The organism is Mycobacterium sp. IDUB_24 (assembly GCF_055419385.1).
Map to the genome: position 1 here is coordinate 958673 of NZ_JBVAXO010000002.1, position 14769 is coordinate 973441.

Consider the following 14769-nt stretch of genomic DNA (forward strand, 5'->3'; position numbering starts at 1 on the left):
TACCCTTCGAGGGAGGGCAACCGGGACCGGCCCGGAGGCACCAGAAAGGAACCGACGGGCGATGAGTTCGGCCACAGTGCTCGACTCCATTATCGAGGGAGTCCGCGCCGACGTTGCCGCCCGCGAGGCCGTTATCAGCTTGGCTGATATCAAGGCGCGGGCCCAGGACGCACCTCCTCCCCTCAACGTGATGGCTGCGTTGCGGGAACCGGGAATTGCCGTGATCGCCGAGGTGAAGCGCGCAAGTCCGTCTCGGGGCGAGCTGGCCAACATCGCCGATCCGGCGAAGCTGGCGCAGGCGTATGAGGCCGGTGGTGCGCGGGTGATCAGCGTGCTCACCGAGCAGCGCAGGTTCAACGGATCTCTGGAGGACCTCGACGCAGTGCGGGCCGCGGTGTCAATCCCGGTGTTGCGCAAAGACTTTGTCATCAAGCCATACCAGATCCATGAGGCCCGGGCCCATGGTGCCGACCTGTTGCTGTTGATTGTCGCGGCGCTGGAGCAGCCGGTGTTGGAATCGCTGCTCGAGCGCACGGAATCTCTCGGGATGACGGCACTTGTCGAGGTGCACACCGAAGAAGAGGCCGACCGGGCGTTGCAGGCCGGCGCCACGGTGATCGGTGTCAACGCCCGCGACCTCAAGACGCTCGAAGTCGACCGCGACTGCTTCAGTCGGATCGCGCCGGGATTGCCCAGCAATGTCATCCGTGTCGCGGAGTCCGGAGTTCGTGGAACCGCTGATCTGCTGGCGTATGCCGGCGCGGGTGCCGATGCCGTGCTGGTCGGTGAGGGCCTGGTGACCAGCGGGGATCCCCGCACCGCGGTCGCCGACCTGGTCACCGCCGGTACGCACCCGTCCTGCCCGAAACCGGCTCGCTGAACCAGGCGATGAGCCGCTTGCACGAAAAGGCTGTTTGATGGCGGATCTCGCGGGGCCCGAGTTGCCCCGTTCCAGCGCAGGCGTGGCCGAACCGACCGTTCACGATCCCGACGCGCTGGGACATTTCGGTTCTTACGGTGGCCGGTTGGTCCCCGAGGCGCTGATGGCAGTCATCGAGGAGGTGACCGCGGCCTACGAGAAGGCCCGCGGTGATCAAGCCTTCCTCGATGAGCTGGACCGGTTACAGCGTCACTACAGTGGCCGGCCGTCCCCGCTGTACGAGGCCACCCGCCTGTCCGAGCATGCAGGCGGCGCGCGCATCTTCCTCAAGCGAGAAGATCTGAACCACACCGGTTCTCACAAGATCAACAATGTTCTGGGGCAGGCGCTGCTCGCGCGGCAGATGGGTAAGACTCGCGTCATCGCCGAGACCGGCGCCGGTCAGCACGGCGTGGCCACTGCCACCGCGTGCGCGCTGCTCGGTCTCGAATGCATCATTTACATGGGCGCGGTGGATACCGCCCGCCAGGCCCTCAACGTCGCGCGGATGCGGCTGCTGGGAGCCACCGTTGTCTCGGTCGAGGCTGGTTCCAAGACCCTCAAGGACGCCATCAACGAGGCATTCCGGGACTGGGTCACCAACGCCGATGACACTTACTACTGCTTCGGGACGGCTGCCGGCCCGCATCCGTTCCCGCTGATGGTGCGTGATTTCCAGCGCGTGATCGGTTTGGAGGCCAGAGCGCAGATCCTTGATCAGGCCGGTCGGTTGCCCGACGCGGTCACCGCGTGTGTCGGTGGCGGTTCGAACGCCATAGGCGTGTTCCACGCGTTCATCGATGACCCGGCGGTCCGGCTGGTCGGTTTCGAGGCCGCCGGCGACGGTGTCGAAACAGGGCGGCACGCTGCGACATTCGCGGGTGGCTCGCCCGGTGCGTTCCAGGGTTCATTCTCCTACCTGTTGCAGGACGAGGATGGCCAGACGATCGAATCGCATTCCATCTCGGCCGGTTTGGACTATCCGGGTGTCGGACCTGAGCATGCTTTCCTGAAAGACATCGGCCGTGCCGAGTACCGCCCGATCACCGATACCGAGGCGATGGATGCGTTCTCGCTGCTGTGCCGCCTCGAGGGCATCATTCCGGCGATCGAGTCGGCGCACGCGGTGGCCGGTGCACTCAAGCTGGGACCTGAACTGGGCAGTGGATCGATCATCGTGGTGAACTTGTCCGGACGTGGTGACAAGGACGTCGAGACGGCGGCCACGTGGTTCGGGCTGCTCGATGAGGGGAGCGCGGGATGAGCCGGCTGGCGGAGTTGTTCGACGGCTGCCGCGCCGAGGGCCGTGCCGCGCTGATCGGCTACCTCCCGACCGGGTTCCCGGACGTTCAGACGTCGATCGCAGCGATGACGGCGATGGTCGAGTCCGGTTGCGACCTGGTGGAAGTCGGCGTGCCTTACTCGGATCCAGGAATGGATGGTCCCACCATCGCCGCCGCCGCCGAGGCCGCACTGGCGGGCGGGGTTCGGGTGCGCGACACCCTGACCGCGGTCGAGGCGATCAGCAACGCCGGCGGCCGCGCCGTGGTGATGACCTACTGGAACCCGGTGCTGCGCAAGGGCGTTGACACATTTGCCCGCGACCTGGCCTCAGCCGGTGGATGCGGACTGATCACCCCCGATCTGATTCCCGAGGAAGCCGTCGACTGGATCGCCGCATCCGAGGAACATGATCTGGACCGGATCTTCCTGGTAGCCCCGTCCTCGACGCCGGAACGGCTCGCGTCGACGGTGAAAGCATCGCGAGGTTTCGTCTACGCCGCCTCGACGATGGGCGTCACCGGCGCGCGCGATGTGGTCTCGAACGCGGCACCCGAGTTGGTGCGGCGCGTCAAGGAAGTGTCCGATATCCCCGTCGGGGTCGGATTGGGTGTGCGCTCGGGAGCGCAGGCTGCCGAGATCGGCGCCTACGCCGACGGCGTCATCGTCGGGTCGGCACTGGTGTCGGCGTTGAGCGAGGGGTTGGACGCCGTCCGCCGCCTCACCGAAGAACTGGCCATCGGCGTTAGGCAGAGGATTTCAGCTTGACCACTACCGTGCTCGCGTATTTGCCCAGCCCGTCGCAGGGCGTCTGGCATCTGGGGCCGGTGCCGATCCGCGCGTACGCGCTGTGCATCATCGTCGGCATCATCGCCGCGCTGGTGATCGGCGACCGGCGTTGGCAGGCGCGGGGTGGGCAGGCCGGCGTCATCTATGACATCGCCTTGTGGGCAGTGCCTTTCGGGCTCGTCGGTGGCCGGTTGTATCACGTCATGACGGACTGGCCCACCTATTTCGGGCCGACCGGAAAGGGACTCGGGGCGGCATTCCAGGTCTGGCAGGGCGGTCTGGGAATCTGGGGCGCCGTCGCACTGGGCGGCGTCGGAGCCTGGATCGGTTGCCGTTCGCACGGAATTCCGCTGCCGGCCTTCGGTGATGCGATCGCTCCGGGAATCATCTTGGCTCAGGCGATCGGCCGGCTCGGCAACTACTTCAACCAGGAGCTGTACGGCGGCGACACCACATTGCCGTGGGGCCTGGAGATCTACAAACGCGTGAACTCCCTCGGCCGGGTCGATGATCTCAACGGAGTGTCGACCGGCGAGGTCCTACGGGTGGTGCACCCCACCTTCCTCTACGAATTGCTGTGGAACCTACTGGTTTTCGCGCTGCTCATTTGGGCCGACCGCAAGTTCAAACTCGGCCACGGAAGGCTGTTCGCGCTTTATGTGGCCGGCTACTGCGCGGGCCGTTTCCTGGTCGAGTTGATGCGCAGCGACCCGGCAACCGAGTTCGCCGGCATCCGTATCAATACGTTCACCTCGACCTTCGTGTTCATCGGCGCCGTGGTCTACATCATGTTGGCGACCAAGGGCCGGGAAGACCCGGCGACCTTGGCAGGTAAGCGCGAGGACGAAGAGGACGAGTCGGCGCTGGACGAACTCGGCAAGGAACTCGTTGCCGCGGCGGCCACCACCGGTGTTGTCGCGGCGGCAACGGCGGCGGGGCAAGACGATGACGAGGACGCCGAGGATGCCGACCACATGCATCCCGATGAGGTCGGCGCCAGCGAAGACGACGGAGCCGAGGCGGCCGCGGCCATCGAACTGAAGGCGATCAGCACAGAGTCTGGTGACGCTGAAGAAGCCGAGGGCGACGAAGAGGAGTCCGCAGAAGCCGAAGGTGAGCCAGAAGCCGAATCTGAGGATGAGGCCGATGAGGTCGCTGACGAGGATGTTGCCGACGACGGGTCCGCCGACGCTAAGGCCGATGACGAGGCCGAGACCGCTGAACCTGACGCTGACGTCGTCGACGAGTCCCTCGAAGATGCCGATGATTCCGACGCCGCTGAAGGTGAGCCGGAAGCTGAAAGCGACGAGGACGCCGAATCCGAGGAAGTCACCGACGGTGCGGCAGCTGACGAGGACGCAGACCTAGAGGCTGCCGAGGCGGCCGTTGGCGCCGATACCGCCCAGTCGGAGGCAGACGCCGAAGAAATCGTCGCCGGTACCGAGGCTGAGGCCGACGAGGATGCTGCCGACGAGGTTGAGGTCCCCGTAGACGAAGCAGTGGAGTCCGACGACGCAGAAGCAGACGAAGTTGCAGCCGAGCAGGCCACCGAGGAGCCCGAGTCGGGCACCGACGAGGAGTCCACGAGTACCGAAGACGAGGCTGAGCCTGAATCGGCGGACGACATCGAAGAGGTTGCCGTTACGGAAGAGGCTGTGGCTGAGGGTGCGGCTCCGACGGAGTCCGATGCCGACGACGAGTCGGGCACCGACGAGGTCGAAGAGTCCGACGACGCAGAAGCAGACGAAGTTGCAGCCGAGCAGACCACCGACGAGGAGTCCACGAGTACCGATGACGAGGCTGAGCCTGAATCGGCGGACGACGCCGAAGAAATCGTCGCCGGTACCGAGGCTGAGGCCGACGAGGATGTCGCCGACGAGGTCGACGAGGTTGAGGTCCCCGTAGACGAAGCCGTGGAGCCCGACGACGCAGAAGCGGGCGAAGCTGCAGCCGAGCAGGCCACCGAGGAGTCCGAGACGGGCACCGACGAGGAGTCCACGGGCACCGAAGACGAGGCTGAGCCTGAATCGGCGGACGACATCGAAGAGGTTGCCGTTACGGAAGAGGCTGTGGCTGAGGGTGCGGCTCCGACGGAGTCCGATACCGATGACGAGTCGGTGACCGATGAGGTCGAAGGGTCCGACGCCGCAGCGTCAGACGACGCCGAAGACGCATCCGGATCTGTCGAATCGGTGGAGGCTGAAGACGACGCTGAGCTGGCCGAAGAGACGTCCGAAGAGACCGATGAAGAAGTCGACGAGGTCTCCGGTGATGAGTCAGACCCCGAAGTGACCGATGACGTCGACGACGAATCTGAGGCCGAAGTAGCTGACGATGCGGATGAAGCGGACGACGAATCCGAGGACGAGGTTGCGGGGGAGCCAGAGCCGAAGGCGGACGCTGCTGTCGCGCATCCCGAACCGGTGAAGCAGGGTGGCCGGGTACGTCGCTGGTTGCGCCGTAACCGGTAAGGATCCGGTGTCTGGCATCCTGACGGTATGACCGATCCGTCGCAGTCCGAAGGCCCCTCGGATATCCCGTCGCCGGGCGGGTTTCCGCCGCCCGCAGGATATCCGCCGCCACCGGCCGGCTACCAGCCGTATCCGCCGTCGTTTGTGGATCCGAGTGCGCCATTTGGTCGTCATCCGGTCACCGGCGAGCCGCTCTCCGACAAGTCGAAGGTGGTTGCCGGTCTGCTGCAGTTGGTCGGCCTGTTCGGGTTTGTGGGCATCGGGCGGATCTACCTGGGCCAGACCGGATTGGGCGTCGCCCAGCTGATCGTGGGCTTGGCCACTTGTGGCATCGGCGCCATAATCTGGGGGCTCATCGATGCGATCCTGATCCTCACCGACAGGGTCCGCGATCCGTACGGGCGTCCCCTGCGTGATGGAACCTAGCGGCCTCACCACCACGACGGCGGGGCGGTATTCGCTGCTGACCGCGGGAGTGCTCGGTGCCGGCGCGTTGACCTATATCGGTGTGGCCGATCCACACCGCCCGGGTTTTCTGTTCCCTGAGTGCCCGTTCAAGGGTCTGACCGGGTGGAATTGTCCGGCCTGCGGTGGTCTGCGGATGACCCATGACCTGCTGCACGGTGATATGGGTGCGGCTGTCGTCGACAACGTATTCGCCCTGGTGGGACTTCCGGTCCTGATCGTGTGGATGCTGGTCCGGTGGCGGCTGGGCAAGCCGCTGTTCCCAGTGGCGGCGGTGGTGACGATCGTGGTCACGGTGGTGGTCTGGACGGTGGTGCGGAACCTCCCGGGCTTCCCGTTGGTCCCGACGATAAGCACTCTGTAGTAGCCCACCTGCGCTGATACACTGAAAATTCGGGCCGGTGCAGTCCCGGGACCAGGATGTTCCGGACTTGCGGAGGTGCGATCAAGTGCTGTTCTCGGCATTGCCAGACGCGCAGGGGCTCTATGACCCGGCCAATGAGGCCGATTCCTGCGGCGTGGCCATGATCACCGATATTCAGGGCCGCCGTTCCCACGGCATCGTCAGTGACGGTCTGACCGCGCTCGAACACCTCGAACACCGCGGTGCCGCCGGGGCCGAGCCCAACAGCGGGGATGGCGCCGGCATCCTGCTGCAGTTGCCCGTCGAGTTGTTGCGGCACGTGGTCGACTTCGCACTGCCGGGCCCCGCCGCCGACGGCAGCAATACCTTCGCCACCGGCATCTGTTTCCTGCCGCAGGATGAGGACGCGCGCAGTGCCGCGTGCGCCCGCATCGAGGCACTGGCCGCCGAGGAAGGTCTTGAGGTGCTGGGCTGGCGCGCGGTGCCTGTCGATCCCGACGGGGCCGGTATCGGCCTGACTGCGCTGGGGTGCATGCCTCACATGGCCCAGTTGTTCATCGCGGCGCCGGAGTCCGACGGCGTCCGGGCGGGCGGTATCGATCTGGACCGCAAGGTCTACCCGCTGCGCAAGCGGGCCGAGCAGGGCACCGGTGTCGACGCGGTGTACTTTGCATCGCTGTCCAGCCGGACAATCGTCTACAAGGGCATGCTGACGACAATGCAGCTGCCGCAATACTTTCCGGACCTGCGAGACCCGCGTTGCATGAGTGCGATCGCGATCGTGCACAGTCGTTTCTCCACCAACACATTTCCGTCCTGGCCGCTGGCGCATCCGTTCCGGTTCGTCGCGCACAACGGGGAGATCAACACCGTTCGCGGGAACCGCAACCGTATGCATGCCCGGGAGGCGCTACTGGCCAGCGCCCGGATTCCCGGTGACCTGAGCCGGTTGTCGCCGATCTGCACCCCGGATGCCTCCGATTCGGCGTCCTTTGACGAGGTGCTCGAGCTGCTGCACCTGGGCGGACGCAGCCTGCCGCACGCGGTGCTGATGATGATCCCGGAGGCGTGGCAGAACGCCACCACCATGGATGCCGCGGAGCGCGCGTTCTGGAAGTTCCATGCCTCTCTGATGGAACCATGGGACGGGCCGGCCTGCGTCACCTTCACCGATGGCACGGTGGTGGGAGCGGTGTTGGACCGCAACGGTTTACGGCCGGGACGCTGGTGGCGCACGGTTGATGATCGGATCATCCTGGCGAGTGAGAGCGGCGTACTCGACGTGCCGTCGGGCGAGATCGTCGCCAAGGGCCGGCTGCAACCCGGAAAGATGTTCCTGGTCGACACCGCCGCCGGCCGCATCATCGGAGACGACGAGATCAAGGAGCAGCTGGCCGCGGCCGAACCCTACGGTGAGTGGCTGCATGCCGGCTTGCTGGATCTCGGCACGTTGCCCGAACGGTCCCGGATTCAGCCGAATCACGACTCGGTGGTGCGGCGGCAGATCGCGTTCGGCTACACCGAGGAGGAACTGCGGATCCTGCTGACCCCGATGGCGGCGTCGGGTGGAGAGCCGCTCGGCTCGATGGGGACCGATACCCCCGTCGCGGTGCTGTCGAAGCGCTCACGGCTGCTCTACGACTATTTCATCGAACTGTTCGCCCAGGTGACCAACCCGCCGCTGGATGCCATTCGCGAGGAGGTGGTCACCTCGATGGCGCGGGTGATGGGGCCCGAGGAGAATCTGCTGGAACCCTCGGCCGCGTCCTGCCGCCAAATCGTCTTGCGTTGGCCGGTTCTCGACAACGATGAGCTGAGCAAGATCGTCCACATCAACGACGACGGCGACCATCCCGGTCTGCGGACCGCCGTCCTGCGTGCGCTCTACGACGTCGAGGCCGGCGGCGAGGGGCTGGCCGAAGCGCTCGATGACCTGCAGTTGCGGGCCACCGAGGCGATCGCCAAAGGTGCTCGCACACTGGTGATCTCCGATCGCGATTCCGATCACACGCGGGCTCCGGTCCCGTCGCTGCTGGCGGTTTCGGCGGTACACCACCACCTGGTGCGGACCAAGGAACGCACCAAGGTGGCGCTGGTGGTGGAAAGCGGTGATGCCCGCGAGGTCCATCACATCGCCATGCTCATCGGGTACGGGGCCGCCGCGGTCAATCCCTACCTGGCCTTCGAGTCGATCGAGGACCTGGTCCGCGAGGGTGAGCTGACCGGTATCGAAACCGCCACCGCGGTGCGCAATTATGTCAAGGCGCTCGGCAAGGGCGTGGTCAAGGTGATGAGCAAGATGGGCATCTCCACGGTCGCGTCGTACACCGCCGCGCAGGTTTTCGAGGCGATCGGGCTGAGCCGCGAAGTCGTCGATGAGTACTTCACCGGTACCACCAGCCAGCTCGGCGGCGTGGGACTGGACGTGCTGGCCGAGGAGGTCAAGCTACGCCACCGGCGCGCGTATCCGGAGAACCCCACCGAACGGGTGCATCGTCGTCTCGAGGTCGGCGGCGAATACGCGTTCCGCCGGGAAGGGGAGCTGCACCTGTTCACCCCGGAAGTGGTGTTCCTGCTGCAGCATTCAACCCGTACCGGGCGCCGTGACATCTTCTCCAAATACTCCGAGGAGGTCGATCGGCTGTCCCGGGAAGGTGGGACGCTGCGTGGCCTGTTCGAGTTCAAGCAGGGGCTGCGACCCCCGGTCCCGCTCGACGAGGTCGAGCCGGTCGAGTCGATCGTGACCCGGTTCAACACCGGTGCAATGAGTTACGGGTCAATCTCGGCGGAGGCTCACGAGACCATGGCCATCGCCATGAACAACCTCGGTGGCCGGTCGAACAGCGGCGAAGGCGGCGAGGATGTCGACCGGCTCTACGATCCGCGGCGGCGCAGCGCCGTCAAGCAGGTTGCTTCGGGCCGCTTCGGCGTCACCAGCGACTATTTGGTGAACGCCACCGACATCCAGATCAAGATGGCGCAGGGGGCCAAACCGGGTGAAGGCGGTCAACTTCCGGGCTACAAGGTGTATCCGAACATCGCCAAGACCCGGCACTCGACACCGGGTGTGGGGTTGATCTCGCCGCCTCCGCACCACGACATCTATTCGATCGAGGATCTGGCCCAGCTCATCCATGATCTGAAGAACGCCAACGCCGACGCCCGGATTCACGTGAAGCTGGTGAGCAGCGTCGGGGTCGGCACGGTTGCGGCCGGGGTGTCGAAGGCGCATGCCGATGTGGTGCTGATCTCCGGGTACGACGGCGGCACCGGTGCCGCACCGCTGACCTCGCTCAAGCATGCCGGGGCGCCGTGGGAGATCGGCCTCGCCGACACCCAGCAGACGTTGGTGCTCAACGGTTTGCGTGACCGGATCACCGTGCAGTGCGACGGCGGGATGCGCAGTGCCCGCGATGTGATCGTCGCGGCGCTCCTGGGTGCCGAGGAGTTCGGCTTCGCCACGGCACCGCTGGTGGTGTCCGGCTGCATCATGATGCGGGTCTGTCACCTGGATACCTGCCCGGTCGGGGTGGCCACACAGAACCCCGAACTACGGGCGCGGTTCAACGGCAAGCCCGAGTTCGTGGAGAACTTCTTCACGTTCATTGCCGAGGACATCCGCCGATACCTCGCCGAGCTGGGATTCCGAAGCATCGACGAGGCCGTCGGCCATGCCGAGGTGCTCGACACCGAACCCGGCGTGGCGCACTGGAAGAGCCGGGGGCTCGACCTCAGTCCGGTGTTCGCCGTACCGCTCGATGCCCACGGCAACATGACGCAGCGGCGACGGGTGCGCGATCAGGATCATGGACTCGAGCAAGCCCTCGATCGGACCCTGATCCAACTTGCCGAGGGCGCACTCGAGGATGCTCTACCGGTTCGGCTGGAGCTTCCCGTCCGGAACGTCAACCGGACGGTGGGTACCCTGCTCGGGTCGGAAGTCACGCGCCGCTACGGTGCCGCCGGACTGCCCGACAACACCGTTCACGTCACCCTCACCGGGTCCGCCGGCCAGTCGATCGGAGCATTTCTGCCGCCGGGAGTCACGCTGGATCTGATCGGTGATGCCAACGACTATGTGGGCAAAGGGCTTTCCGGCGGTCGGGTTATCGTGCGGCCGCCCGACGATGTGCTGTTCCTGCCCGAGGACAACGTCATCGCCGGCAACACCCTGCTCTACGGCGCGACCTCGGGCGAGGTGTTCTTGCGGGGCCGGGTCGGTGAGCGCTTCTGCGCCCGCAATTCCGGGGCCTTGGCCGTCGTCGAGGGTGTCGGAGACCACGCGTGCGAGTACATGACCGGCGGCCGCGTGGTGATCCTGGGTAGGACCGGGCGCAACCTGGCTGCCGGTATGTCCGGTGGCATCGCGTTCGTGCTCGGTCTGGACCCGACCAAGGTCAACACCGAAATGGTGCAGCTGCAGCAGTTGGAAGCAGAGGATCTGGCCTGGCTGCACGATGTGGTGGCCGGCCACGCGCGCTACACCGGCAGCACCCTGGCGTACTCGCTTCTGGCCGACTGGCCAAGGCGAAGCGCGCAATTCACCAAAGTTATGCCCACCGACTACCAGCGTGTTCTGCAGGCGACCCGGATGGCCAAGGCCGAGGGACGTGATGTGGACAGCGCGATCATGGAGGCCAGCCGTGGCTGATCCGACCGGATTTCTTCGTGTTCCCAAGATCGAGGCGGCCAAGCGGCCGGTCGAGGAGCGGGTGGGGGACTGGCGCGAGGTGTACGAGCGCGAGGATCCCAATGCGCGCGCCGGTGAGGTGTCGCAGCAGGCGCGGCGCTGTATGGATTGTGGGATCCCGTTCTGTCATTCCGGCAAGGCAGGCTGCCCGTTGGGCAATCTGATCCCGGAATGGAACGACTTGGTCCGGCGGGGGCGTTGGGATGCGGCCAGTGATCGCCTGCACGCCACCAACAACTTTCCGGAGTTCACCGGACGGCTGTGCCCGGCGCCGTGTGAATCGGCCTGCGTGCTCTCGATCTCGGAGGAGCAGACCGGCGGCAGTGTGACGATCAAGCGGATCGAGCAGACGATCGCCGACCACGCGTGGATGAACGGCACCGTGGAACCACAGCCCGCCGCGATCACCACGGGCAGGAGCGTCGCAGTCGTCGGCTCGGGCCCTGCGGGTCTGGCTGCCGCACAACAACTCACCCGCGCCGGTCATGAGGTGACGGTGTACGAGCGTGACGACCGGGTGGGCGGGCTGCTCCGCTACGGGATCCCCGAGTACAAGCTGGAGAAGTCGGTACTTAATCAGCGTTTGGCCCAGATGCGGGCGGAGGGAACGAGATTCGTCACCGAGTGCGAGGTGGGGGTCGATGTCACCGTCGAGCAGCTGCGTCAGCGCCATCAGGCGGTGGTGCTGGCGGTCGGCGCGCTGCGCGGCCGCGACAACGCGGTGCCCGGCCGTGAACTCGACGGCGTGCACCTGGCGATGGACCATCTGGTGCCCGCCAACCGCGAATGCGAGGGCGACGCGTCCTCACCGATCTCGGCGGCGGGCAAGCACGTCGTGATCATCGGTGGCGGCGACACCGGCGCGGACTGTCTGGGCACCGCACACCGCCAGGGTGCGGCTTCGGTGACTCAGCTCGACTACAACACCGAGCCGCCCGAGACCCGCGACGACGACCTCTCGCCGTGGCCGACGTGGCCGTTGGTGCTGCGCACCTCCCCGGCGCACGCCGAAGGGGGTGCGCGCCGGTTCGAGGTGGCGGTGCAGCGGTTCATCGGCGACGACAGCGGTCATGTGCGGGCCATCGAGATCGCCGAGGTCCAGGTGACCCGCGACGCGGAGGGGCGCCGTGAGATCACCCCGGTGGGCGAGTCGTTGGAGATTCCCTGTGACCTGGCGCTGCTGGCCATCGGGTTCGAGGGCGTCGAGCACATGGCGCTGCTCGACGGGCTGGACCTGAAACTGACCCCCCGCGGCACCGTGTCCTGTGGTTCGGACTGGCAGACCGACGCACCCGGGGTGTTCGTGTGTGGTGACGCGCACCGTGGCGCGTCGCTGGTGGTGTGGGCCATCGCCGAGGGCCGTAGCGCGGCGCATGCGGTGGACGCCTACCTGATGGGTGAGTCGGATCTGCCGTCCCCGGTACGGCCCGGCACCCTGCCTCTGGCCGTTCTCTGAATCGATCAACTAGACTGGCACGACGTGAGCAGACGCGGAAAAATCGTTTGTACGCTTGGCCCGGCTACCAGCACCGATGACACGGTACGGGCCCTGGTCGAGGCCGGGATGGATGTCGCTCGGCTGAACTTCAGCCACGGTGACTACACAGACCATGAGGCCGCCTACAAGCGGGTCCGGGCGGCATCGGATGCCACCGGCCACGCAGTGGGTGTGCTGGCTGACCTGCAGGGGCCGAAGATCAGGTTGGGCCGTTTCACGGAGGGCCCGACGTACTGGGCGAGCGGCGAATCGGTGCGGATCACCGTCGACGACTGCGAGGGCACGCACGATCGCGTGTCGACCACCTACAAGCGGTTGGCCGAGGATGCCCGGCCCGGGGATCGGGTCCTTGTCGACGACGGCAACGTCGGTCTGGTGGTTGACCAGATCGAGGGCAACGACGTGGTCTGCACGGTCACCGAAGGCGGTCCCGTCAGCAACAACAAGGGCATGTCGCTGCCCGGCATGAACGTGACGGCGCCGGCGCTGTCCGAGAAGGACATCGACGATCTCGAGTTCGCGCTCCGGCTCGGTGTGGACCTGGTCGCGTTGTCGTTCGTGCGTTCACCCGCCGACGTCGAATTGGTGCACGAGGTCATGGACCGGGTCGGCCGGCGGGTGCCGGTGATCGCCAAGCTGGAGAAGCCCGAGGCCGTCGAAAACCTCGAGGCCATCGTGCTGGCATTCGACGCGATCATGGTGGCCCGAGGTGACCTCGGCGTCGAGCTGCCGCTGGAAGAAGTTCCGCTGGTGCAGAAGCGCGCCATCCAGATGGCAAGGGAGAACGCCAAACCCGTCATCGTCGCCACTCAGATGCTGGAGTCGATGATCGACAGTTCCCGGCCCACCCGGGCCGAGGCCTCTGACGTCGCCAACGCCGTCTTGGACGGCGCGGACGCGGTGATGCTCTCGGGCGAGACCTCGGTCGGCAAGTACCCGCTGGAGGCCGTCAAGACGATGGCTCGCATCATCAAGGCCGTCGAGGACAACTCGGTGACGGTGCCGCCGCTGACGCACACGCCGCGCACCAAGCGCGGGGTGATCTCGTACGCGGCCCGCGATATCGGGGAGCGGCTCGACGCCAAGGCGCTGGTCGCGTTCACCCAGTCCGGGGATACGGTGCGACGCTTGGCCCGGCTGCACACCCCGCTTCCGGTGCTGGCGTTCACGGCGCTTCCCGAGGTGCGCAGCCAGCTCGCCCTGACCTGGGGCACCGAGACGTTCATCGTGGCTCAGATGAAGAGCACCGACGACATGATCCGCCAAGTCGACAAGTCGCTGCTGGATCTTGGCCGCTACAAGCGCGGTGAGCTGGTGGTCATCGTCGCGGGCGCTCCTCCGGGCACAGTAGGCTCCACGAATCTGATCCATGTGCACCGCATCGGGGAGGACGACGTCTAGCGCGAAAGGCATTCCTTGACACACCCGGATTTCGAGGAGCTGCTGGCTGTTCTCGATCTGAATCGCGTCGACGACAACCTGTTCACCGGCTCACATCCGAGTAAGAACCCGGTGCGTACCTTCGGCGGCCAGATGATCGCGCAGGCGTTCGTCGCCGGCGGGCGCACGCTGGAACACAAGCTGGCACCGAGTGCGTTGAATGCGCACTTCATCGCCGGTGGCGATCCCGAGAAGGATCTGGAGTTCCACGTGGTGCGGCTGCGTGACGAGCGCCGGTTCGCCAACCGCCGGGTGGATGTCATGCAGGACGGCAACCTGCTGACCACCGTGATGCTGTCCTACATGAACGCCGGCCGCGGGCTGGAGCACAGCGTGCCCGCACCTGAGGTTCCGCATCCGGACACGCTGCCCAAGATCGATGAACTGCTGCGCGGCTACGAGAAGACGGTGCCGTTGTTCGTCGAGGCGTTGCGCCCGATCGAATGGCGGTACACCAACGACCCGTCCTGGGTGATGCGGGACAAGGGCGGCAAGCTCGATTACAACCGCGTGTGGCTCAAGACCGAAGGCATCATGCCCTCCGATCCGGTGCTGCACGGTGCGGCGCTGGTGTACTCCTCGGATACCACGGTGCTCGATTCGATCATCACGACCCACGGGTTGTCATGGGGTTTCGATCGGATCTTTGCGGTGACGATGAATCACTCCGTGTGGTTTCACCGACCGATCAAGTTCGACGAGTGGGTGCTGTACTCGACCACGTCGCCGGTGGCCGCGGAATCCCGGGGGTTGGGTACCGGACACTTTTTCGACGCGTCGGGCCACTTGGTGGCGACGGTGGTGCAAGAAGGAATCGTCAAGCATTTCCCAGGCGCCGCCAAGTCGTGAGCC

10 protein-coding genes are annotated in these 14769 nt (G+C 66.0%); all 10 read left to right on the plus strand.

Features of this window, described 5'->3' with window-relative positions; translation table 11 throughout:
- The first annotated feature begins 61 nt into the window (after nt 1-61).
- The 10 genes from trpC (at nt 62) to ACZYZF_RS12330 (ending at nt 14766) form a co-directional block, all read left to right on the plus strand.
- On the plus strand, nt 62-880 hold the full coding sequence (gene trpC, locus ACZYZF_RS12285; RefSeq protein WP_463745917.1) for an indole-3-glycerol phosphate synthase TrpC: 819 nt from the start codon (nt 62-64) through the stop codon (nt 878-880).
- Nucleotides 881-917: 37 nt separating this feature from the next.
- The gene (gene trpB / locus ACZYZF_RS12290; protein WP_463745918.1) at nt 918-2183 is read left to right on the plus strand and encodes a tryptophan synthase subunit beta; all 1266 of its coding nucleotides are present in this window, start codon (nt 918-920) and stop codon (nt 2181-2183) included.
- Nucleotides 2180-2968: a tryptophan synthase subunit alpha gene (gene trpA / locus ACZYZF_RS12295; RefSeq protein ID WP_463835814.1), complete on the plus strand. Its 789-nt coding sequence runs from the start codon at nt 2180-2182 to the stop codon at nt 2966-2968. Before trpB ends, trpA begins: the two co-directional genes overlap by 4 nt.
- Nucleotides 2965-5460, plus strand: coding sequence for a prolipoprotein diacylglyceryl transferase (lgt, locus tag ACZYZF_RS12300; protein ID WP_463835815.1), 2496 nt, complete (start codon nt 2965-2967; stop codon nt 5458-5460). The genes trpA and lgt overlap by 4 nt, the downstream gene beginning before the upstream one ends.
- Nucleotides 5461-5487: 27 nt before the next feature.
- Nucleotides 5488-5886, plus strand: coding sequence for a TM2 domain-containing protein (locus ACZYZF_RS12305; RefSeq protein WP_463835817.1), 399 nt, complete (start codon nt 5488-5490; stop codon nt 5884-5886).
- Nucleotides 5876-6289: a DUF2752 domain-containing protein gene (locus ACZYZF_RS12310; protein WP_463835885.1), complete on the plus strand. Its 414-nt coding sequence runs from the start codon at nt 5876-5878 to the stop codon at nt 6287-6289. The genes ACZYZF_RS12305 and ACZYZF_RS12310 overlap by 11 nt, the downstream gene beginning before the upstream one ends.
- A gap of 85 nt (nt 6290-6374) precedes the next feature.
- Complete coding sequence (gene gltB / locus ACZYZF_RS12315) at nt 6375-10940, plus strand: glutamate synthase large subunit (protein WP_463835818.1); 4566 nt, start codon at nt 6375-6377, stop codon at nt 10938-10940.
- On the plus strand, nt 10933-12435 hold the full coding sequence (locus ACZYZF_RS12320; RefSeq protein WP_463745923.1) for a glutamate synthase subunit beta: 1503 nt from the start codon (nt 10933-10935) through the stop codon (nt 12433-12435). Before gltB ends, ACZYZF_RS12320 begins: the two co-directional genes overlap by 8 nt.
- A gap of 24 nt (nt 12436-12459) precedes the next feature.
- On the plus strand, nt 12460-13878 hold the full coding sequence (pyk, locus tag ACZYZF_RS12325; protein WP_463745924.1) for a pyruvate kinase: 1419 nt from the start codon (nt 12460-12462) through the stop codon (nt 13876-13878).
- Between the two features lie 15 nt (nt 13879-13893).
- A complete protein-coding gene (locus ACZYZF_RS12330) occupies nt 13894-14766 on the plus strand; it encodes an acyl-CoA thioesterase domain-containing protein (protein WP_463745925.1) in 873 nt (290 codons plus the stop codon).
- Nucleotides 14767-14769: the final 3 nt, after the last annotated feature.

Coding starts and splice junctions, on each gene's coding strand:
- trpB (WP_463745918.1), top strand. CDS start 918: ATGGCGGATCTCGCGGGGCCCGAGTTGCCCCGTTCCAGCGCAGGCGTG.
- trpC (WP_463745917.1), top strand. CDS start 62: ATGAGTTCGGCCACAGTGCTCGACTCCATTATCGAGGGAGTCCGCGCC.
- ACZYZF_RS12310 (WP_463835885.1), top strand. CDS start 5,876: ATGGAACCTAGCGGCCTCACCACCACGACGGCGGGGCGGTATTCGCTG.
- ACZYZF_RS12305 (WP_463835817.1), top strand. CDS start 5,488: ATGACCGATCCGTCGCAGTCCGAAGGCCCCTCGGATATCCCGTCGCCG.
- trpA (WP_463835814.1), top strand. CDS start 2,180: ATGAGCCGGCTGGCGGAGTTGTTCGACGGCTGCCGCGCCGAGGGCCGT.